This is a genomic window from Pseudomonas pharyngis (assembly GCF_021602345.1).
Classification (GTDB): domain Bacteria; phylum Pseudomonadota; class Gammaproteobacteria; order Pseudomonadales; family Pseudomonadaceae; genus Aquipseudomonas; species Aquipseudomonas pharyngis.
In genome coordinates, this window is sequence record NZ_BQID01000017.1 from 47,902 (window position 1) to 68,888 (window position 20,987).

Annotated in this window: 17 protein-coding genes and 3 tRNA genes; 8 read left to right on the forward strand and 12 right to left on the reverse strand. The window is 59.1% G+C overall.

Annotated elements, in window-relative coordinates:
* Nucleotide 1 precedes the first annotated feature (1 nt).
* From L6D74_RS25940 to L6D74_RS25955, 4 genes are read left to right on the forward strand one after another with little or no spacing between them, the layout of a single operon-like run.
* Nucleotides 2-838, forward strand: a complete 837-nt coding sequence (locus L6D74_RS25940) for an ABC transporter permease (RefSeq protein ID WP_172829520.1) — start codon at nt 2-4, stop codon at nt 836-838.
* Nucleotides 825-1,625, forward strand: a complete 801-nt coding sequence (locus tag L6D74_RS25945) for an ABC transporter permease (RefSeq protein WP_039769862.1) — start codon at nt 825-827, stop codon at nt 1,623-1,625. The genes L6D74_RS25940 and L6D74_RS25945 overlap by 14 nt, the downstream gene beginning before the upstream one ends.
* Complete coding sequence (locus tag L6D74_RS25950) at nt 1,622-2,611, forward strand: ABC transporter ATP-binding protein (protein WP_236190998.1); 990 nt, start codon at nt 1,622-1,624, stop codon at nt 2,609-2,611. The genes L6D74_RS25945 and L6D74_RS25950 overlap by 4 nt, the downstream gene beginning before the upstream one ends.
* 34 nt (nt 2,612-2,645) lie before the next feature.
* On the forward strand, nt 2,646-3,299 hold the full coding sequence (locus tag L6D74_RS25955; protein WP_085613511.1) for an HAD family hydrolase: 654 nt from the start codon (nt 2,646-2,648) through the stop codon (nt 3,297-3,299).
* Nucleotides 3,300-3,344: 45 nt separating this feature from the next.
* On the opposite strand, the gene L6D74_RS25960 is transcribed toward L6D74_RS25955, so the two are convergent.
* Nucleotides 3,345-4,307, reverse strand: a complete 963-nt coding sequence (locus L6D74_RS25960) for a zinc-binding dehydrogenase (protein WP_236191000.1) — start codon at nt 4,305-4,307, stop codon at nt 3,345-3,347.
* A gap of 181 nt (nt 4,308-4,488) precedes the next feature.
* Between L6D74_RS25960 and L6D74_RS25965 the strand changes: the two genes are divergently transcribed.
* Both L6D74_RS25965 and L6D74_RS25970 read left to right on the forward strand, forming a co-directional pair.
* On the forward strand, nt 4,489-6,573 hold the full coding sequence (locus L6D74_RS25965; RefSeq protein WP_166742345.1) for a carboxy terminal-processing peptidase: 2,085 nt from the start codon (nt 4,489-4,491) through the stop codon (nt 6,571-6,573).
* A gap of 134 nt (nt 6,574-6,707) precedes the next feature.
* Nucleotides 6,708-8,498 (forward strand): bifunctional diguanylate cyclase/phosphodiesterase, encoded by a 1,791-nt coding sequence (locus L6D74_RS25970; protein ID WP_236191002.1) that lies wholly within the window; start codon nt 6,708-6,710, stop codon nt 8,496-8,498.
* A 16-nt stretch (nt 8,499-8,514) separates the two neighbouring features.
* On the opposite strand, the gene L6D74_RS25975 is transcribed toward L6D74_RS25970, so the two are convergent.
* The 8 genes from L6D74_RS25975 to L6D74_RS26020 form a co-directional block, all read right to left on the reverse strand.
* Nucleotides 8,515-8,931: a hypothetical protein gene (locus L6D74_RS25975; protein WP_309295714.1), complete on the reverse strand. Its 417-nt coding sequence runs from the start codon at nt 8,929-8,931 to the stop codon at nt 8,515-8,517.
* Between the two features lie 148 nt (nt 8,932-9,079).
* Nucleotides 9,080-9,445 (reverse strand): hypothetical protein, encoded by a 366-nt coding sequence (locus L6D74_RS25980; protein ID WP_085613515.1) that lies wholly within the window; start codon nt 9,443-9,445, stop codon nt 9,080-9,082.
* A gap of 40 nt (nt 9,446-9,485) precedes the next feature.
* On the reverse strand, nt 9,486-14,219 hold the full coding sequence (locus L6D74_RS30220; protein WP_373874490.1) for an RHS repeat-associated core domain-containing protein: 4,734 nt from the start codon (nt 14,217-14,219) through the stop codon (nt 9,486-9,488).
* 225 nt (nt 14,220-14,444) lie between these two features.
* Nucleotides 14,445-14,852 (reverse strand): SEL1-like repeat protein, encoded by a 408-nt coding sequence (locus tag L6D74_RS26000; RefSeq protein WP_085608825.1) that lies wholly within the window; start codon nt 14,850-14,852, stop codon nt 14,445-14,447.
* On the reverse strand, nt 14,853-15,224 hold the full coding sequence (locus L6D74_RS26005) for a hypothetical protein (protein ID WP_003223109.1): 372 nt from the start codon (nt 15,222-15,224) through the stop codon (nt 14,853-14,855).
* Nucleotides 15,221-15,562 (reverse strand): helix-turn-helix domain-containing protein, encoded by a 342-nt coding sequence (locus L6D74_RS26010; protein WP_007950435.1) that lies wholly within the window; start codon nt 15,560-15,562, stop codon nt 15,221-15,223. The genes L6D74_RS26005 and L6D74_RS26010 overlap by 4 nt, the downstream gene beginning before the upstream one ends.
* Before the next feature lie 114 nt (nt 15,563-15,676).
* The gene (locus tag L6D74_RS26015; RefSeq protein WP_064594557.1) at nt 15,677-16,132 is read right to left on the reverse strand and encodes a YkvA family protein; all 456 of its coding nucleotides are present in this window, start codon (nt 16,130-16,132) and stop codon (nt 15,677-15,679) included.
* A gap of 297 nt (nt 16,133-16,429) precedes the next feature.
* Complete coding sequence (locus L6D74_RS26020; protein WP_236191006.1) at nt 16,430-17,152, reverse strand: BamJ family beta-barrel-assembly machinery protein; 723 nt, start codon at nt 17,150-17,152, stop codon at nt 16,430-16,432.
* Between the two features lie 270 nt (nt 17,153-17,422).
* On the opposite strand from L6D74_RS26020, the gene L6D74_RS26025 reads away from it, so the two are divergent.
* Both L6D74_RS26025 and L6D74_RS26030 read left to right on the forward strand, forming a co-directional pair.
* Nucleotides 17,423-19,231 (forward strand): di-heme-cytochrome C peroxidase, encoded by a 1,809-nt coding sequence (locus L6D74_RS26025; protein WP_236191008.1) that lies wholly within the window; start codon nt 17,423-17,425, stop codon nt 19,229-19,231.
* 26 nt (nt 19,232-19,257) lie between these two features.
* On the forward strand, nt 19,258-20,394 hold the full coding sequence (locus tag L6D74_RS26030; RefSeq protein ID WP_236191027.1) for a catalase family protein: 1,137 nt from the start codon (nt 19,258-19,260) through the stop codon (nt 20,392-20,394).
* A gap of 145 nt (nt 20,395-20,539) precedes the next feature.
* On the opposite strand, the gene L6D74_RS26035 is transcribed toward L6D74_RS26030, so the two are convergent.
* The 3 genes from L6D74_RS26035 to L6D74_RS26045 all read right to left on the reverse strand — a co-directional run bounded on the left by L6D74_RS26035 (nt 20,540) and on the right by L6D74_RS26045 (nt 20,979).
* A tRNA-Asp gene (locus L6D74_RS26035) sits at nt 20,540-20,616 on the reverse strand.
* Between the two features lie 19 nt (nt 20,617-20,635).
* Nucleotides 20,636-20,711: transfer RNA gene (locus tag L6D74_RS26040), tRNA-Val, on the reverse strand.
* Between the two features lie 191 nt (nt 20,712-20,902).
* Nucleotides 20,903-20,979 (reverse strand) — tRNA-Asp (locus tag L6D74_RS26045).
* Nucleotides 20,980-20,987: the final 8 nt, after the last annotated feature.

Here is a 20,987-nt window from a genome sequence, read left to right on the forward strand (position 1 = left end):
AATGACTCGCGGCAAATGGCTGGCCGCCCTGTGCCTGGTGCCTTTCGCGCTGTTCTTTATCGTGTTCGAAATCGCCCCGCTGATCTGGGTGATGATCAACAGCCTGCAATCGGAAGAGTTCGGCTGGGGCTTCGCCAACTTCAGCAAGATCTTCAATTCGAAATTCTATTTGCAGGCGATCCGGTACAGCCTCGAAATCAGTTTCTGGTCGAGTGTGTTCGGGATCATCATCGCGGTGCTGGGTGCGTATTCTCTGCGCCGGGTCGACTCGAAACTGCGCAACTTCGTCAACGCGTTCGCCAACATGACCAGCAACTTTGCCGGCGTGCCCCTGGCTTTCGCGTTCATCATCCTGCTCGGCTTCAACGGCAGCATCACCATCATGTTGAAGCAGGCCGGGATCATCGAGGACTTCAACCTGTATTCGAAAACCGGGCTGATAATCCTCTACACCTACTTCCAGATTCCCCTCGGCGTCTTGCTGCTGTACCCGGCATTCGACGCACTGCGTGAAGACTGGCGCGAATCCGCCGCACTGCTCGGCGCCGACAGCTGGCAGTTCTGGCGCCACATCGGTCTGCCGGTACTGACCCCGGCCCTGCTCGGCACCTTCGTGATCCTGCTGGCCAACGCCCTCGGCGCCTACGCCACGGTCTACGCGCTGACCACCGGCAACTTCAACGTATTGCCGATCCGGATTGCGGCGATGGTCTCCGGCGACATTTCCCTCGATCCGAACCTGGCCAGTGCCCTGGCCGTGGTGCTGGTGGCGCTGATGACCCTGGTGACCGTCGTGCATCAACTGCTGCTGAAGAGGAGCTACCATGTCTCGCGCTGAATCCGGACCGGCCGGCGTCTACCACCGCGTCGTGGTCTATCTGTTGTTCGCCATCCTGCTGCTGCCGCTGGTGGGCACGCTGATCTATTCGATCGCCAGCAGTTGGTCGGCCACCATCCTGCCCAGCGGTTTCACCTTCAAGTGGTACCTCCAGCTGTGGAGCGATCCGCGTTTTCTGCACGCCTTCGGTCAGTCGTTGCTGGTGTGCGTCGGCGCGCTGTTCCTGTCGGTGGTGCTGATCCTGCCGCTGCTGTTCGTGGTGCATTACCACTTCCCGAAACTCGATGCACTGATGAACATCCTGATCCTGCTGCCCTTCGCGGTGCCGCCGGTGGTGTCGTCGGTGGGCCTGCTGCAGCTCTACGGTTCCGGGCCGTTCGCGATGGTCGGCACGCCGTGGATCCTGATCGGTTGCTACTTCACCGTGGCGCTGCCGTTCATGTACCGGGCGATCACCAACAACCTGCAAGCGATCAACCTGCGCGACCTGATGGACGCTGCCCAACTACTCGGGGCCAGCACCTTTCAGGCAGCCTTCCTGGTGGTGCTGCCGAACCTGCGCAAAGGTCTGATGGTCGCGTTGCTGCTGTCGTTCTCGTTCCTGTTCGGTGAGTTCGTGTTCGCCAACATCCTGGTCGGCACCCGCTACGAGACCCTGCAGGTTTATCTGAACAACATGCGCAACAGCAGCGGCCACTTCACCAGCGCGCTGGTGATCTCCTACTTCTTTTTCGTGCTGGTCCTGACCTGGGTCGCCAACATCTTGAACAAGGACAAAAGCGAATGAGCTATGTCAGCGTCCAACACCTGCAAAAAAACTACGCCGGCACCACGGTGTTCAGCGACATCAACTGCGAAATCCAGAAGGGTGAATTCGTCACCCTGCTCGGCCCGTCCGGTTGCGGCAAATCCACCCTGCTGCGTTGCATCGCCGGGCTGACGCCGGTGGATGGCGGCAAGATTCTGCTCGATGGCGTCGACATCGTGCCGCTCACCCCACAGAAACGCGGGATCGGCATGGTGTTCCAGAGCTACGCGCTGTTCCCCAACATGACCGTGGAGCAAAACGTCGCCTTCGGCCTGCGCATGCAAAAGGTCAATGCCGACGACAGCCACAAACGGGTTGCCGAAGTGTTGAAGCTGGTTGAACTCAACGATTTCGCCAGTCGCTATCCGCATCAGCTGTCCGGCGGTCAGTGTCAGCGTGTCGCCCTCGCCCGCTCACTGGTGACCCGTCCGCGCCTGTTGCTGCTGGATGAACCGCTGTCGGCCCTCGATGCACGGATTCGCAAACACCTGCGCGAACAGATCCGTCAGATCCAGCGCGAACTCGGCCTGACCACAATTTTCGTCACACACGATCAGGAAGAAGCCCTGACCATGTCTGACCGGATTTTCCTGATGAATCAGGGAAAGATCGTACAAAGCGGCGATGCCGAAACCCTCTACACCGCGCCGGTCGACGTGTTCGCCGCCGGCTTCATCGGCAACTACAACCTGCTGGATGCCGAGAGTGCGTCGAAGCTGTTGCAGCGGCCGATCAGCCACCGCATCGCGATTCGCCCGGAGGCCATCGAGCTGAGCCTCAACGGCGAACCCGATGCGCAAATCCGCAGCCACAGCCTGCTGGGCAACGTGATTCGCTATCGCGTCGAAGCTCGGGGCGTGGAACTGGTGGTGGATGTGCTCAACCGCTCGGCGGCGGATCTGCATCCCGACGGTCAGCGCCTGTCACTTTCCATCGATCCCACCGCCCTGTGTAAGGTAGCCTGATGACTTTGCTGACACCCAAGAGGGAACTGAACTGATGGCCCTGGCAATTTTTGATCTGGACGACACCCTGATCCACGGCGACTGCGCCACCCTCTGGTGCGAGCAGATGGGGCGCCTGGGCTGGGTCGATCCCGAGTCGTTCATGCGCCGAAACAACGAGCTGATGGACGCCTACAGCCATGGCAAGTTGCGCATGGAAGACTACATGGACTTCAGCCTTGAACCGATGATCGGACGTACCCCTGAGGAAGTCGAGCATCTGGTCGGGCCGTGGGTTGAAGACTTCATCGAGCCGATCATCTTCAGCGACGCCACCAAGACCATCGCCGCTCACCGCAAGGCCGGCGACCGGATCCTGGTGATCTCGGCCTCGGGCACGCACCTGGTCAAACCCATCGCCGAGCGGCTGGGCATCGACGAGGTCCTGGCAATCGAGCTGGAAGTGGCGCACGGCGTCTACAGCGGCCACACCGTGGGCACCCTGACCTACCGCGAAGGCAAGATCACCCGTCTGCTGGAATGGCTGGATGCCGAAGAGGAAAACCTTGAGGGCGCGAGTTTCTATTCCGACTCACGCAATGATCTGCCGCTGCTGTTGAAGGTGGATTATCCGCATGTGGTCAATCCGGATCCGGTACTGCTTGCAGAGGCCGAGAAGTCCGGCTGGCCGATCCACCTCTGGAAATAGGCGATTGGCTTGTGGGAGCAGACCTGCTCCCACAAGCATCGATTATCAGCTCAGGCTTTCGTCGATCACCAGCACCAGCTTCCCTGCTACGGTGTTGCTCGCAAGCTCCGCAAACGCAGCCTCGGCATCCTTGATCGGGAACGCCTTGGCCAGTTGCGGCTTCAGGCGTCCTTCGGAAAACAGTGGCCACACGTGCTGGCTCAGATCGCTGAACAGATCCGCCTTGAACTGATCGTCACGGCTGCGCAGGGTCGAACCCAGCAGTTGCACGCGCTTGGCCAGCACCTGGGCCAGATCCAGTTTTGCCTCGCGGCCGCCCATCAGACCGATCAGCACCCAGCGTCCGTCCTGCGCCATCAGCTTGAGGTTCAACGCCGAATAGTTGCCGCCCACCGGATCCAGGATCACATCGAACGGCCCGAAATCCCGCAGGCTTTCCAGGTCGTCGGTGCGCACCACCCCGCCCTGGGCACCCAACGACTCGCAATAGACCAGCCGCTCAGCCGAACCGACGCTGACCCAGGACGGATTGCCGAAAGCCTTGCACAGTTGAATCGCGGCTGAGCCGATACCACTGGCTCCGGCGTGCAGAAGAACTTTCTCACCCGGTTTGAGCGCCGCAAGTTGAAACACATTCAGCCAGACGGTCGCGTACACCTCGGGCAAGCCAGCGGCCTCGATCAGCGATACACCTTCCGGAACCGGCAGCACATGCCGTCCGTCGACGACCACTTCTTCGGCCATCCCGCCCCCGGCCAGCAAGGCGCAGACCCGGTCACCGACCTGCCAGGACGATCCTGCACCGACCTCGCTGATCACCCCGGAACACTCAAGACCCAGCACCTGGCTGGCACCCGGAGGGGGTGGATAAAGTCCTGCTTTCTGTAATAAATCCGCGCGATTGAGGCCCGCTGCCGCCACCCGGATGCGAACTTGTCCTACATCGCATGTAGGACTTGGTTCATCAACCCATGCCACTTGACCTTCAACGCCTTGCAATGCCTTCACAGTGCCTCCATAGTGAGTCTGGACTGAGCCCGAAGCTGTAGCGCCGGGCTTTTTGCATTATGCGACCGGCCCTGGGGTCTGAACGAACGCTGAACAGCAGTTATCGTACAGAGCGTAGCGGTACCGGCGACTTCAAAGACGGCCTAATATGCGTTATCAATTGTCCCCGCGTCGAATCAGCATGAAGCATCTGCTCCCCAGCACCGCCCTCGCTCTTTTCATCGGTATCGGTCTGTTGCCGGTGTCGGGCACCACATTCGCAGCCAACAGCTGGGACAAGTTACAGCCTGATCGCGACGAAGTGATCGCCAGTCTGAACGTCGTCGAGTTGCTCAAGCGTCATCACTACAGCAAGCCGCCGCTCGACGATGCGCGCTCGGTGATCATCTACGACAGCTACATCAAGCTGCTCGACCCGTCGCGCAGCTATTTCATGGCCAGCGACATCGCCGAATTCGACAAGTGGAAGACCCAATTCGACGACTTCCTCAAGAGCGGCGACCTCAACGCCGGGTTCACCATCTACAAGCGCTACCTGGACCGCGTGAAGGCGCGTCTGGACTTCGCCCTTGCCGAGCTGAACAAAGGCGTCGACAAGATGGACTTCACCACCAGGGAAACCTTGCTGATCGATCGCAAGGATGCTCCGTGGCTCAAGTCCACCGCCGAACTCGATGACCTGTGGCGCAAACGCGTCAAGGACGAAGTGCTGCGGCAGAAGATCGCCGGCAAAGAGCCGAAGCAGATCCAGGAAACCCTGACCAAGCGCTACAAGAATCAACTGGCGCGTCTGGACCAGACCCGCGCCGAAGACATCTTCCAGGCGTACATCAACACCTTCGCCATGTCTTACGATCCGCACACCAACTATCTGTCGCCGGATAACGCGGAGAACTTCGACATCAACATGAGCCTGTCCCTCGAGGGCATCGGCGCCGTGTTGCAGAGCGACAACGACCAGGTGAAAGTCGTGCGTCTGGTGCCGGCAGGCCCGGCCGACAAGACCAAGCAGGTTGCTCCGGCCGACAAGATCATCGGCGTTGCCCAGGGCAACAAAGAGATGGTTGACGTGGTCGGCTGGCGTCTGGACGAAGTGGTCAAGCTGATCCGTGGCCCGAAAGGCACCGTGGTGCGTCTGGAAGTCATCCCGGCCAGCAATGCGCCGAACGATCAGACCAGCAAGATCGTGCCGATCACCCGCGAAGCGGTGAAGCTCGAAGACCAGGCCGTGAAGAAGTCCGTGCTGAACCTGAAACAGGACGGCAAGGACTACAAGCTCGGCGTGATCGAGATTCCGGCGTTCTACCTCGACTTCAAGGCCTTCCGTGCCGGCGATCCGGACTACAAGAGCACCACTCGCGACGTCAAGAAGCTGCTGACCGAACTGCAGAAAGAGAAAGTCGACGGCGTGGTCATCGACCTGCGCAACAACGGCGGCGGTTCCCTGCAGGAAGCCACCGAGCTGACCAGCCTGTTCATCGACAAGGGCCCTACCGTGCTCGTGCGTAACGCCGATGGCCGGGTCGATGTACTTGAAGATGAAAACCCGGGCGCCTTCTACAAAGGCCCGATGGCGCTGCTGGTCAACCGCCTGTCCGCCTCGGCTTCGGAGATTTTCGCCGGCGCCATGCAGGACTACCACCGTGCGCTGATCATCGGTGGCCAGACCTTCGGCAAAGGCACCGTGCAGACCATCCAGCCGCTGAACCACGGCGAACTGAAACTGACCCTGGCCAAGTTCTACCGGGTTTCCGGCCAGAGCACCCAGCATCAGGGCGTACTGCCGGACATCGATTACCCGTCGATCATCGACACCAAGGAAATCGGCGAAAGCGCCCTGCCGGAAGCCATGCCGTGGGACACCATCCGCGCAGCGATCAAACCGGCGAGCGATCCGTTCAAGCCGTACCTGGCCCAGCTGAAATCCGAGCATGACAGCCGTTCTGCCAAGGATGCGGAGTTCGTGTTCATCCGCGACAAGCTGGCCCTGGCGCAGAAGCTGCTGGAAGAAAAAACCGTCAGCCTCAATGAAGCCGAACGCCGTGCCCAGCACGCCGACATCGACGCCAAGCAACTGGCGATGGAAAACATCCGTCGTAAGGCCAAAGGCGAAGAACCGCTCAAAGAGCTGAAGAAAGAAGACGACGACGCCCTGGCAGCCGCCGAGCCGGACAAGGTCAAACCGGAAGACGACGCCTACCTGAGCGAGACCGGGCGAGTGCTGCTGGATTACCTGAAGCTGAGCAACCAGGTCGCAAAGAAGTAAGGTGATGGCAATTTAATGCTGACGATCCCCGGATCGTCATCAAACAGTCATCATTCTGTCGTGCAATAAAGGACTGGGAGCTGTTCTCTTCATCGAGAACGCTCCCAGTCCTTTTTTTATCGCCAGAGATTGCCATGACCACGACCGAACAGCTGAGTGCCTTGAGCTCGATCCTGACTCAAAGCGGATTACACAGCCTGTTCCAGCCGATCATTTGCCTCTCCGAACGGCGCATTCTCGGCTACGAAGCCCTGACCCGCGGCCCGTCCAACAGCCCGCTGCACTCCCCCATCGCCCTGTTCGCCGTGGCCCGTCAGGCCGGGCGCTTGAGCGAACTGGAAATCGCTTGTCGCCAAAGTGCATGCCGGCGCTTCAACGAACAACAACTGCCGGGCAAGCTGTTTCTCAACGTCTCTCCCGAATCCCTGCTCGAAGCCGCGCACCAGCCGGGGCGCACGCTGCAGCTGCTGCAGGATTTCGGTATTCCGCCGAGCCAGGTGGTGATCGAACTCACCGAACAGACGCCGATCGATGATTTCCAGTTGCTGCAGACTGCACTGCATCACTATCGGGCGATGGGATTTTCAATTGCCCTCGATGATCTTGGCGCCGGTTATTCGAGCCTGCGCCTGTGGTCGGAGTTGCGACCGGATTACGTGAAGATCGACCGGCACTTCATCGACGGCATTCATCAGGATGCGTTGAAACGCGAGTTCGTCGGATCAATCCTGCAAATCGCCAAGGCTTCCCGGGCGCAGGTGATTGCCGAGGGCATCGAGTTGTCGGAAGAACTGGCAGTGCTCACCGAGATGGGTGTCGATCTGGTGCAGGGCTACCTGCTCGGCCGTCCTCAGGAACACCCGCCGCGCGATGCCCGCGCCTTGATGCCCAAGCACGACAGCAGCGCCGTGGCGCTGAACGATGAAGGCAGCGATCTCAGCGCCCTGCTCAACGATCAACCCGCCGTGAATCGCGACACACCGACCGCCACCGTACTGGAGGCTTTCCGCCGCCAGGCCAACCTCAACTCGCTGGCGGTGCTCGATGAACAGGGCCAACCGTGCGGCATTGTTCATCGTCACTCGTTGTCCGATGCGCTGCTCAAACCCTTTGCCACCGACCTGTTCGCCCGCAAACCGATCAGCCGCCTGATGAACGACGACTTCCTCGCCGTGGAAATGAGCCAGTCGCTGCAACAGGTCAGCCGCCTGATCACCAGCCGCGCCCGCCAACGCATCGAAGAGGATTTCATCATCACCCTAAACGGCAGCTACCTGGGCTTGGGCCGGGTGATTGACGTGCTCAAACTGATCACCGAACTGAAAATCCAGCAGGCCCGCTATGCCAATCCGCTGACCTTGCTGCCGGGGAATGTGCCGATTCAGCAATGTTTGACGAGGTTGCTGCAGCAGGGGCGCGAGTCGGTGATCTGCTATGTCGACATCGACAGCTTCAAACCCTTTAACGATATCTACGGGTATGGACGTGGGGATGAAGTGCTGCTGTGTCTGGCGCAATGCCTCAACGAACGCGTCGACCCGTCCCGCGATTTCGTCGGGCATATCGGAGGGGATGATTTCCTGTTGGTGCTCGGCCCGGAAGATTGGCGCAAACGGCTCAACCAGTTGCTGGATGATTTCCAGAGCCAATGCCGACGTTTCTACCGCACTGAGCACCTTGAAGCTGGGTGTTTTGTTGCGCCGAATCGCCAGGGTATACGACAGGAGTTTCCGTTGCTGTCACTGTCCATTGGCGTGGTGCATTTGCATCCTGAAGCGTGTGCGCAGCTGGATGCGAGTCAGTTGGCAGAGATGGCTTCGCAGGCGAAGCATCATGCGAAGAATGTTCCGGGGTATAGCGTGCATGTTATCGACAGCATAAGCGCGCTACCTTTTAACGAGGCGCTCGTTTCAGGTCATCGCTGATGTAAAGGCTCGATAACTACCATGTGGACCGATCCTCACCAGCGGCATTCGCAAGATCCTCACGCCAAATTTCCTTCGCAAGCCTGTAGAGATCTTGGAAGAAACCGCGTGGATCCTCTAGAGAGTACCATTCCCCTCGTGGCCAACTTGTTGCTTCGTATTCATCGATCTCGAATAGTTCTTGAAAGTGATAATTTTTTTCCAAGAGCAGCAATTTCAAACTTTCAACTAGCACTAGCTTATGCCTATAGGAAAGGCATGGCAGATTAAGACAATACTTCCTGATAAGAAGCTCTCTATCAACAGAATCATTAGGATTGTAAACCTCGAGTTCCGCACCTCGAGTTTCCTCCCGATCATAAACGTCGAAAACGCCTATAAACCACATCAAATCCGGTTCAAACTCTTCATTTAAATATGGATCTTTCAACATCACTTCACCACGGCTGGAAGCGTGGCGAACTGGCTTTGGTTAAATACATTAGCTCCCACAATTTTCACCATCATTATAAAAACCAAATAAAACAGCCAATCCACCAAAAACCCAAAATATATAAAAACTTCAAGCCTAGAATGTAATTCTATAAATCTTTAACTTTACCTATCTCAGCCTGATATAAGGAAAGACATTCTAGCAACACGCGCATAAAGCCACGCCCATCGACTATCTCGTCAGAAAATAAAAAACTCCTCTTTTCCAAAACCTCAACAAATGTTTCTCCCCTTTCCAAATAATAGGAAATCGTATCAATTATCCAACATCTATCCGATTCAGAGTACCCAACAAATTCCGGTTTCAGAACAGCATCAAAAACCCTAATCATATCAGAAGAGTCATTTACATCAGCCAGACATATTAGTTCTTCAACGGCCCCTTCATGAGGATAGTCAATGTCAAAAACAAATAGAAAGCCAGGCAAAATTGAAAGTTTTGGATTAGGTTTCATTTGATATCAATCCACATAAGCTGTTATAGCCTCACCATGACTATCGAGTATAACAACAGTTCTTGTTGGCTCTATATATTCCACTTGCTTCCCCCCTATACCCCTCTCCTACCTTTCTTCCCACTTCCACTGGGAGCGATGAGAGCGATAGACTCCCAGTCCGTCGGAAAATTAATTTAGCACGATTAATTGCATTCAATTGATCCCTATGACTCATAAATTTAGTTGCAGCTCGCGGAATGCTTGGCTCCATAAGCTTAGTTTTTTTATTTAGTTTCATCTCAACTTTACCCGTAGTAGGGTTTTTAGCATATAGCAGACGTTCTTGCTGCGAAGCAAGAGTGGTTTGGGCGCCATGTTTTTGTAAAAAGTGAGATTTTTTGTTAGCGCTCTCCATTTGTTTCAACTCTTTTAATGCAATATTTTCTGCTAACTCATCAATCCTCGCCCGCCGCTCCTGCGCCGTCATCTTCGGCAGCGCTGGCTCACCCTCATCAACAACTGAACCACCCACCCCATCCGGCACCGGACAGCCCGGCTTGTTCGGCGCCGGACAATTGGACGTCAACCCCAACGGATCCACCCACCCCGTCGGATTCGGCACATACCGGTACTGATTCAACCCACCCGCCAGCTTCACCGGATCCGGCGTCAGGTACCGGCCCACTTCCGGGTCGTAATACCGGTACCGGTTGTAATGCAGCCCGCTTTCGTCATCGAAGTACTGCCCCTGAAAGCGCAGCGGCTGATTCAGGTAATCCTCGGTCGCGAGTTCCAGCGAGGTGACTTTGCCGTAGGCGCTGTATTTGGCGGACCAGACGATCTCGCCGCTGTAATCGGTCAGTTCCTGCGGGGTGCCGAGGTGGTCGAGTTGGTAGTAGAACGGGCAGGCGCGTTTCGGGCCTTTGCCGTCGAGCATGACCAATGGGCGGAAGGTGCCGGGTTCGTAGATGAAGCTGCGGTGTTGTTCTTTACTGCTTTCGGCGATCAGGTGGTCGCCTTGCCAGAAAAACTCGGTGGTCTGGCCATTGACGGTCTTGCGGATGCGCCGGCCGAAGGCGTCGTACTGGTAGCTGGCGCTGGTGCCGTCGGGGCGGGTCAGGCCGATCAGGCGGTGCTGGCTGTCGTAGCGGTATGCAGTGACAAGTTGTTGCGCGCGGCCGCGGCGTTCGCGGATCAGGTTGCCGAAGGCGTCGTAGTCGTAATGGCGGTCGCCCTGCATCCGCAGGCGGTTGCCTTTGATCTGTGTCGGGCCGGGGCGGTCCTGCAGCAGCAGGTTGCCGGCCGGGTCGTGGGCGAAGTTTTCCGGCAGGTCGTCGCGGGTGTGGCGCACGCGGATCAGCCGGTCGAGGGCGTCGTAGGTGTAGCTGCGCTGGCCGTGGCGGGTGTCGGCGATGTGTTCGAGGTTGCCGTTGGCGCTGTAGGCAAAGTCGCGGCGGTACAGCGCACTGCGCTGATGGCCTACGGCGTGGGCGCGTAACCGGCCCTGTTCGTCGTAGGTGTATTCGCTGAGCAGCAGGCCTTGTTGACGTTGCTGTTCACGACCGTTCTGGTAGACGTGGCGGGTGAGCAAAGCGCCGTTGAGGTCGATCGCCGTCAGCGCGCCGCCCTTGGCGTAGTGGTAGTCGAGCTTGCTGTTGTCCGGCAGACGCATGCGAGTGAGCTGGCCGCAGGCATCGTAGGTGTAACGCAAGGTGCCCCAGCCCTGATGCTCGCGCACCAGCCGGTCCTGCAGGTCGTATTCGAAGGCCAGCGGGTGATCCTGGCCGTCATCCACGCCGACCAACCGACCGAGGCGGTCATAGCGATAGCTGACCTCGACCCCGTCCGGCAGGGTCTTGAGCAGCAATCGCCCGGCGCTGTCACGCTGGTAAGTGGTGACCAGCGTCGAGCCGTCGTCGCCATACTCGGTCTTTTCCAGCAGATGACCGTTGCGGTCGTAGACATACGCCGTACGCCGGCCATCGAAGCCGGTTTCCTGTCGGATCAGTCCGGTGGGCGTGTAGTCCAGCCGATACTTTTCGCCCGACTCGTTCTCGATTTCCGTCAGCAGCAGCTGCGCATGGTCGTAGCGGTACCGGAGTTGCGTGCCGTCGGGGTTGATCCGCCGGCTGACCAAATGCAGGTCGTCGTCATATTCGTAGCGGGTGATGCGCCCCAGTTCATCGCGTTCGGCGGTGACCTGGCCGTAGGCGCTGTAGGACCAGGCGCGGGTGGCACCATTCGGCGAGGTGGTCTGGATCAGCCGGCCAACGGCGTCCCACGCGTGACGGGTGACCGCGCCATGTTCGTCCTGAACCGTCGTCCGCCGCCCCAAGGCATCGTAGGAAAACTTGCGAACCCCACCGTCCGGCAAGCTCTCCTCGACCAACTGGCCCAGGTCGTTCCACGTGAACACATGACGACCACTGTCCGGATAACGGATCGACAGCAACCGCCCCTGCGGGTCGTAGTGGTAATGGGTGACGTGGCCGTCCGGATCGACCGCTTCGGTGATATCACCCTGGGCATTGCGCCGGTACGTCCACACCGCATCGCCACGTGAACGACTGTGCAGGAAACCGTTGCGGTATTCGTAGGACGTCGGCGCATCGTCCGGCGGAATCAGCGCGATCAGCCGTCCGGCATCGTCGTAGCGGTACTCGGTGACCGCCCCCAGCGCATCCTGCTCGGCGACCAATCGGCCCTGCGCGTCGTAGGCCTTGAGCTGTTCGCCACCATCGGCGGCAACCTGGCGCACCAGCCGCGCCGTATCGTCGTGGACGTAGGTTTCTTCAGTGCCGTCGACGTACTGCACCGTGACACGGCCGGCGTCATCCCAGACGTACCGCGTATCCATCTGCGAAAACGACGCCCAGTGCCGCACACAGCGCGCCGCTTTGCCGGCACGCTCCCATTCCCAGAAGAAACTCGCACCGCCGGCCAGCTGCCGTTGCAGGATGACGTGCTGATCGTCGTAGTCGTAACGCTCAGTCTCGCCGACGGCGTTCGACGCCTCGATCAATCGATGGCGGGCATCAAAGCGGTACGTGGCCAGCGTCTGCTCGGTGCGCCAGGCAGACTCCCGAAAAACCTGATAATCGACCGCGACCAGATGCGCCCGCTCATAGCGCAGCAACAAGGAGCGACCAGCGCCGTTGTCGAGGCGCTCAATGCGATCCAGACGGTCCCGCGTAATACGCAACCGGTTGCCATAGGCATCGCTAACGGCAGTCAGACGCCCAACCCGAAAGTGATAAAACCGCGCCGCGTCCCCCGCCAGCGCAACAATCAACTCCTCCGGGTCATCCCCGAGAAAGATCGCCGCCCGCGACAAGCTGTTGTGAATGGCCGGCCGCTCGACATTCGGCAGCGGAAACCGCGTGCGCCGGTTCTCATGGTCGACCCAGACCACCGAAGCGCCATCGACCTCCAGCCGATGCGCCAGCGAATGACTCCAGCCAAACCCCAGCCCGACGTCGATCTCGGCCGCACTGCTGCGGTACAACCGGCTGAACTCGAATGGCAGCAGCCCATCGAGCACACCATCGGTCAGCGTTAGCAGCTCTTCGCCGGTGACCATCGACACCGGGCAGCCATTGGTGCAGGTCCTCGGTGCACAATCGGCACTGTCACCGTTGGGGTTCTTCGCCTGATCCGGCGTGTCGTCGTGGTGCTCGTCTTTTTTCAGAGAGGCGTTGCGCCGGGCATCCCAACGCAGTTGCATGCGGCCCTTTTTCACCCCGGCGGCGATGCCCCGAGCGGCGACGGACTTGTATTGGTTCACGTAGCCGATGAAGGTGCTGACAATGCCGAACATCGCCTTCACCAGGCGCGTCACCGCCGACAGCAACTGAGCGCCACGCTCCGCCAGACGCAAGGTCAGATACGCAATCCCCGCCCCGGCACCGACAAAGGTCAGCACAACGCCGATCAACACATCGATCAGCAGTTGCACCACCACCATCGAGACGGCCTCGGCGGTTTTTCCGGCAATTTCATTAGGTGGCAGCATCTCCAGCCAGAGGCTGGCGGTACGCAGCAACAGGCACAGCGCCGCCTCGTCACTGACGAGCAGTTGGAGCTGCTCCATCTTTTCGGGCATCGATACCGCGAACTCGGCCAACGCTGTCGCGCTGTCTCCCAGACGACCACCAAACTCGAGCGGATTCTTGAGGATCTCCGACAGCAACCCGATGCTGTCCCACACTCCCTCGATCGCCGCCCAGCTCCCGGCCAGCATGCCGTTCCCGGCTGCTGTGGCCACCGACTGCGACCATTGCGGCTTGAAGCCCTGCCATTCGCTGCGCAGCCAGTCATCCAGCTGCCGAGTCAGGCCATCGTAGGACTCGAAAAGCGCTTCAACCTGCTGCTCGCTGGCCTCGCTGTGCACCACCACCCGGTAGAACTTGCCCGCCTCACCGGTGAACACTCCCTTGCCCTGAGCATCAAGGGTGACGGACTTGACTGCGCCGCCCTCCACCGCCACCACATCGACAACGATGCCGCCCAACGGAATGTCGTACGCCGACTCGAACTTGCTCTCGATCTCCATCGGCCCGGATTGCGGGCATTGCACGATCGCAGAAGTAAAACGGCCGTCGTCAATCGCAACCGCCGTGCTGTGCTCGCCGAAACGGATGATCCGCTCCATCCCCATCAGCGACGGCAGATCGGCCGCATGACTGACGCCGTCTGCCGAGCGACTGAGCCAGTGCTTCAGCTGTTCGCGATAGAGATCGAGGGTGCGGGGAAAGCTGTCGAGTTCTTGCTCGATGCGGGTGACGGCATCCATCAGCGCATTCCCATGCGCATGGCGAAACGAAAAACCGGGTCAAACATGTGCGTTCCCTCGCGCAAAAATCAGGCGAGGGACTGTGCGGGGGATCAAACAGAAAAGAAGTCAGGCGAGTAGGCGAAGGATGTAGGAGAAGTCTGTAACTGATCTTTATCGAACTGCGGACGCAAGAACGGGGCGAGAGGTTTCCCTCACGCCCCGTTCACGGAACAGGTGATTTGCTTATTGAGAAGCGTCTCGACCAGCCAGCTCTTTCAACTTGAGCTCGGCCAACGGATGCCCGGCCTTGGCGGCCATGGTCCACCAGCGAGCGGCTTCCGAAGGATCTGGCGCTTTGCTCGGCGTACCTGCAAGACTGATGACACCGACCTGATACGCCGCTTTGCCATCCCCGGCCAGCGCTGCCAGTCGCAACAACCGCACACCTTCTTCACGCGCGCCCAGGCCAACCCCGCGAAACGTCAGGATGTGCCCGTAAAAACTTTGCGCGCCGACATCGCCCAGGTTGGCCATGCGCGCAAACTGCCCTTCGAGCCAGCGCCAGCCGCGGGGCTGACGAACAAACCACGACCAGTGAAACAGCCTACGGGCCAGCCAGTAACTTGCCCGCGCCTTGAGTCGTAAAAACACTCAGGCCTCCGCCGATTCCGGGTACTCGTACTCAAACACCCGTACCACTTCCGAGGCATGCCAGGATGCGGCGGCAACACCGTCGGACGGCCCGGAAAAACGCCCCAGGCGCTCGACACACTCAAAGAAACCGGTGCGTGGCAGGCGACTTGCACCCTGGCTGATCACCAGCGAACTGCGCAACGGTTGTTCGGCTTTCGCGTCCAGTGCAGCGAGATGCTCCAGTGCAGCGGTCAATGTCTGCATGGCCGGCGTGGGCAGTTGCAGGCGTTCAAGCAAGGCTCGATAAGTCAAAAGATGGCGCTGCCTGCGCGCCTGATCCAGCTCCCCCAGCAATCCGTCCCAATGTTGACGACTGATGCGTACGCTCACGATTGTTCCCTCCACCCTGGCACCGTCAACTCCCAGGCCAGGCTGCGGCGAATCGCGGCGTCGGGCAGACGCTCGCCACTTTCAATCATGGCCAGGTAAGACGGGCTGATGCCTACCGTGCGGGCCAGCGCCTCGATGGCGATGCCCTTCCCTTCGCGCAAACTGCGTAACTGATCCAGACCTGGAAGAATCGGGTCCGGGGTTGCCGCAAGCGGCGCTGGAGCCGGTTGCGACGGTGCTTCGTTGATGCCTGCTGCTTTCAGTAGAGCCTGATACTGAGCCCATGGCAGAACCGCATATTCGGGTTCGCCATCGCGTGCAATTATCTGAATATCCATGACTACCCCGTAGGACAACAACACTTAGCGAGTCGGCACTTTTCCCTAGAAGTGTAATCCTAACAGCGGCCAAGGTCGTGGGGGGTATCTATCTGTATAAGAGGCTGTCGCGATTTAGGACTTTTTCGGCCCCTGAATCTGAAGTTGCTCGGGCGTATCGGGCAGACGCTCGACCACTCTGAGCTTTTCCGGCGCCTGGCGCTGACGCCACAGGCGGAAGGCGTTCAGTTCATCGTCGAGGGTTTTCATTAGCCAGGCGAGAACGGCGATGTCATCGAGCATGCCGAACATGGGAATGAAATCCGGGATCGCATCCACCGGGCTGAGGAAGTACATCAGACCGGCCACCACCGAAACGATCGCCTTGGCGCTGATCGCGCGGTATTCGCCGCGCCAGTACGCCAGGCACAGCGCCTGCAACAGACGCAAATCGTCCTTCAGCTTGCCGAGGCGATTGCCTTGGGCGGCGCCTTTGCTGGCCACGGCGAACAACAAGGTCGGCAAGCGGCCTCGAGCTAGCAAACGTCCGGCCAAAGGCAGGAATCGGGCGAAATTCCACGGCGCTTTCATTTATTTCTCCCGTTGAAATGTTATCCACACAAATTGTGGATAACCTTGTGAACAGAGCTGCATTTCAGCGCTGAGAGCCCCGTTTCATAAGGGCTGCGCTCAGATCGGGCGTTTTTTACACACATAAAAAAACCCAATATTTCATTGACTTGGCGGCTCCGGGCGTCTAGCGCGAGCAACCTTAAAGTCTAGGACTGCCATGACCGGCATCGGTTCGGTCTGTTTACGCCGACCATCGTCCAGATGCAACAACGCCCCGCATAAGCGAGGCGTTGTTGTTGAAACCGGTGCCGATGCTTATTGCTTGGCGGCAGCGGCGTCTTCTTTGGCTGGATCCTTGATACCCAACAGTTCCAGGTCGAAGACCAGAACCGAGTTGGCCGGGATTGCCGGGCTTGGCGATTGTGCGCCGTAAGCCAGATCGCTAGGGATGTACAGCTTGTACTTCTCGCCAACGTGCATCAGCTGAAGGCCTTCGACCCAACCCGGGATCACACCGCTGACCGGCAGATCGATCGGGCTGCCGCGCTCGACGGAGCTGTCGAATACGGTGCCGTTGGTCAGCTTGCCGGTGTAGTGAACGGTCACGACATCGGTAGGCTTAGGCTGTGGGCCGTCGGCTTTCTTGACCACTTCGTACTGCAAGCCGGAAGCGGTGGTGGTCACGCCGGCTTTCTTGCCGTTTTCTTCGAGGAATTTCTTGCCGGCGGCTGCCGACTCTTCGCTCATCTTTGCCATGCGCTCTTCGGCACGCTTTTGCAGCGCGGCGAAAGCTTCGACCAGTTCTTCATCTTTCAGCTTCTGTTCTTTCTTGCCAACGGCATCTTCGATGCCCTGGGCTACCGCTTTGGAGTCCAGATCATCCATGCCTTCCTGAGCAAGGCTCTTGCCCATGTTCAGGCCGATACCGTAGGAAGCTTTTTGCGCCGGGGTTTTCAGCTCTACGCTGGTCTGCGAATCACAACCCGCGAGTACCAGGGTAACCAGGGCAACCGCCGCCGCCAACCGATGCTGTTTCATGCTATTTCCTTGTTCATGCGCCGAAAGGGCAATCGAGTAAAGCCGCGAGCTTATCAGGCCGCCACGACCAATGGCTACCGGCATGAGAGCAGGAATCTTCCGATAAGTTCAGGGATTAAAACGCATTTGGCCAACGCCGTGATGAAGCTTCTGTCATCTGGCTCTGACGACAATTGATGTCACCTCCCACAACACTTGGCGTAATGGCCACTTGCCGCACACCACCCGCCTCAGGCATAACAGCGCAACAAATCGACAAGGATGTTCATCTTGCGCCTCTTATACCGTGTGCTGACGCTGATCGTGGTGCTGCTGGGACTGGTCCTGGGAGTGGTTCTTTACTATGTCGCCAATCCGAAATTGCCCTTCCCGACGCCCGCGAAACAGGTGCATTACCTGGATCAGTGGACTGAGCAAGAGCGCCAGACCTACTACTTCACCCCACAGGGAACGCAGGTCAAAGGCTTGCGTTACGAATGGTTCCAGGCGCTGGAGCTGCCTTTCTCGCAGCAACGTTTTGCCTCCCCGGAATACCTCGCGCGCTTCGGTTTTCTGATCGATCCGCAGCAGAAAGCCACGCCGGACAACCCGGGCAATCTGCCGGTTGGTTTCGCCCGGCACCGGAATCCCGGCAACTCCGAGCAATATCTCGACATCACCTGCGCGGCCTGCCACACCGGCGAATTGCACTTCAATGGCCAGGCAGTGCGCATAGACGGCGGCTCGGCTCAGCATGTGTTGCCTTCCAGCGTTCCTACATTGCGCGGCGGCAGTTTCGGACAGGCATTGGTCGCCAGTCTCACCTCGACTTACTACAACCCGTGGAAATTCGAGCGCTTTGCCCGCCACGTGCTGGGCAACGACTACGACGCACGCCACGAACAACTGCGCAAAGACTTCAAACGCTCACTGAACACCTTCATCAAAGTGGCCTGGAATGACACCCATCGCGGCCTCTACCCCACCGAAGAAGGCCCCGGCCGCACCGATGCCTTAGGGCGTATCGCCAACGCGACCTTCGGCGATGCGATCTCCCCAAGCAACTATCGCGTGGCCAACGCCCCGGTGGATTACCCGCAGCTATGGGACATGTGGACCTTCGACTGGGTGCAATGGAACGGCTCGGCGCAGCAACCGATGGCGCGCAATATCGGCGAGGCGCTGGGGGTCGGCGCCACGCTGAATTTCTTCGACGCCAACGGCCAGCCGCTGCAGGGCGATGACCGCTATGCCTCCAGCGTACGTGTGCGTGATCTGCACAAGATCGAAGAAACCCTGCAAAAACTGCGACCGCCGGCATGGCCTGAAGAGGTGCTCGGCGTCATCGACAAACCCTTGGCGGCCAAGGGCCGAGCCCTGTTCGCCGAGAATTGCTCCGGGTGCCACGTACCGCGCCAGACCCAGGAAGGCGACCGCTGGGTGCAACACCTGCACATGCTACCGGTGGATGTCATCGGCACCGACCCGAATGCCGCCAACAACATTGCCAATCACCGTTTCGACCTGACCGCCCTGCAATGGAACCTGGCGGAACTCGAACAAATGGACGTGAAGTTACACCCCAAACCCAAGGAACCACTGGACCTCAGCCAGCTTTCAGTGGCCAAGGGACTGGCTTACGTCACCGCCTTCGTGGAAAACCGTGCGTACCGTGAAGCGGGCGTCACCGTCGCCGAAAAACCACAGCTCGACGGCTTCGGTCTGCCGATCGGCGTTCGCGAAAAAGTCGCCTACAAGGCGCGACCGCTTGCCGGCGTATGGGCCACGGCCCCGTTCCTGCACAACGGCTCGGTGCCGAGCCTTTATCAGTTGCTGTCGCCTCAGGACGAGCGCGCCACCACCTTCTATAAAGGCACCTTCGAATACGACCCGCGCCATCTGGGCTACCGCACCGAAGCCTTCACCAACGGCTTCCTGTTCGACACCCGCATCACCGGCAACCACAACAGCGGCCACGAATTTCGCGCTGGCGAGCGCGGCAACGGCGTCATCGGCCGACTGTTGCAGCCTGAAGAACGCTGGGCGCTGCTCGAATACCTGAAAGTGCTGGGCGGCCCGCTGGAGGCGCAACTGCCATGATCTTCAATTCCTTCAAAAGACCTTCGCTGCTCGCGCGTTTCTGGCTCTGGCTGGGACGGTTACTAGGTAAAACCCTGTTGATCCTGCTGGTGATCGGACTGATCGGCTGGGCCCTGAACACCGCGTGGTTCGCCTGGCAGCACCGTGGTCCGGTGTCGGCGCTGGAACAGATTCCGGACGGCGAGGCCGCCATGACCCAGGACGTAATTCAGACCGCGGTGCGCATCGTCGATCAGCACCGCGAAAGCACCCGCTACCTGCGCGACGCCCATGCCAAGGCCCATGGCTGCGTGAAGGCCGATGTGCAGGTGTTGCCGGATTTGGCTCAGGAATTGCGCCAGGGCGTCTTCAGCGAACCGGGCAAGCTGTGGAAAGCGACGATGCGCCTGTCCAACGGCAACGCGTATCCGCAATTCGACAGCATCCGCGATGCCCGGGGCATGGCGCTCAAACTGCTCGATGTGCCGGGCAAGCAGTTGCTGGGTGACCGCCAGGGTCTGAATGAGCAGGACTTTGTGATGTTCAGTCACCCGAACTTCTTTGTCAGCGATGTCGCCGAGTACCGTCAGAATGTGGCGGCGCAGGCTGATGGCAAGAAGGTCATGGCGTTTTTTCCGGGGTGGGATCCGCGCCAGTGGCAAATTCGGCACCTGTTCATTGCGCTGGCGACCCTTTCGCCACCACCAGAGAGCCCGACGCGTACGACCTACTTTTCGGTCTCGCCCTACAAGTTCGGCGAGGCCAATGCCAAGTTCCGGGTGATGCCGGATCCGGAGCGCTGCCCCACATATACCTTGCCGAAACAGAACCGGAATCTGCCGAACTTCCTGCGCACCGCGTTGAATCAACAGCTGTCGACCGACCGGATACCGGCGTGTTTCGTGTTGCAGATCCAGCGCCAGGACGCGAACAAGTACATGCCGATCGAAGACACCAGCATCGAATGGCGCGAGCAGGACAGCCCATTCCAGACAGTGGCGAGGATCACCCTGCCCCCGCAGGACTTCGACACCCCGGCGTTGAACCTGCAATGCGACAACCTGTCGTTCAATCCCTGGTTCGGCATCGACGCTCATCGCCCGATTGGCGGGATCAACCGCCTGCGCAAAGCGGTGTATGAAGCGGTGAGTGATTACCGGCACAGCCGCAACTCGGCGCAATAGCAGCGCCAGAAACGAAAAAAGCGACCGGCAAAGGTCGCTTTCTCATGTCCAGGCACGGCAAAAGCCAAATCCCGGACAGCAAAAAGCCCGCACCAGGCGGGCTTTCTGTGGTGATCTGGCGTTCAGTGTTCCAGATGACCGAATATGGCGCAGCGGACGGGACTCGAACCCGCGACCCCCGGCGTGACAGGCCGGTATTCTAACCGACTGAACTACCGCTGCGCGAAACGCTTGAAACGAATGGTGGGTGATGACGGGATCGAACCGCCGACATTCTGCTTGTAAGGCAGACGCTCTCCCAGCTGAGCTAATCACCCTTCGCTTCGTTACGGGGCGCATTATGCCACAAGTTTTCGTAAAGTGTTGATTTAATTGAAGTTTTTTTCAAAAAAAATCCGAAAACCGGTGAAACGATACATCCCGCATATACAACTCGAGGCAGAAAAAAACCCGCCTTGGCGGGTTTTTCCGTGGTGACCTGGCGTTCAGTGTTCTAGGTTACCGAATATGGCGCAGCGGACGGGACTCGAACCCGCGACCCCCGGCGTGACAGGCCGGTATTCTAACCGACTGAACTACCGCTGCGCTAAACA

Excerpts from the sequence above, each read along its gene's own strand:
- L6D74_RS26020 (WP_236191006.1), bottom strand. The coding sequence starts at position 17,152 with ATGAAACAGCATCGGTTGGCGGCGGCGGTTGCCCTGGTTACCCTGGTA.
- L6D74_RS26010 (WP_007950435.1), bottom strand. The coding sequence starts at position 15,562 with ATGGATATTCAGATAATTGCACGCGATGGCGAACCCGAATATGCGGTT.
- L6D74_RS25955 (WP_085613511.1), top strand. The coding sequence starts at position 2,646 with ATGGCCCTGGCAATTTTTGATCTGGACGACACCCTGATCCACGGCGAC.
- L6D74_RS25970 (WP_236191002.1), top strand. The coding sequence starts at position 6,708 with ATGACCACGACCGAACAGCTGAGTGCCTTGAGCTCGATCCTGACTCAA.
- L6D74_RS30220 (WP_373874490.1), bottom strand. The coding sequence starts at position 14,219 with ATGGATGCCGTCACCCGCATCGAGCAAGAACTCGACAGCTTTCCCCGC.
- L6D74_RS25965 (WP_166742345.1), top strand. The coding sequence starts at position 4,489 with ATGAAGCATCTGCTCCCCAGCACCGCCCTCGCTCTTTTCATCGGTATC.
- L6D74_RS26015 (WP_064594557.1), bottom strand. The coding sequence starts at position 16,132 with ATGAAAGCGCCGTGGAATTTCGCCCGATTCCTGCCTTTGGCCGGACGT.
- L6D74_RS25950 (WP_236190998.1), top strand. The coding sequence starts at position 1,622 with ATGAGCTATGTCAGCGTCCAACACCTGCAAAAAAACTACGCCGGCACC.
- L6D74_RS25945 (WP_039769862.1), top strand. The coding sequence starts at position 825 with ATGTCTCGCGCTGAATCCGGACCGGCCGGCGTCTACCACCGCGTCGTG.
- L6D74_RS25940 (WP_172829520.1), top strand. The coding sequence starts at position 2 with ATGACTCGCGGCAAATGGCTGGCCGCCCTGTGCCTGGTGCCTTTCGCG.
- L6D74_RS25975 (WP_309295714.1), bottom strand. The coding sequence starts at position 8,931 with ATGTTGAAAGATCCATATTTAAATGAAGAGTTTGAACCGGATTTGATG.
- L6D74_RS25980 (WP_085613515.1), bottom strand. The coding sequence starts at position 9,445 with ATGAAACCTAATCCAAAACTTTCAATTTTGCCTGGCTTTCTATTTGTT.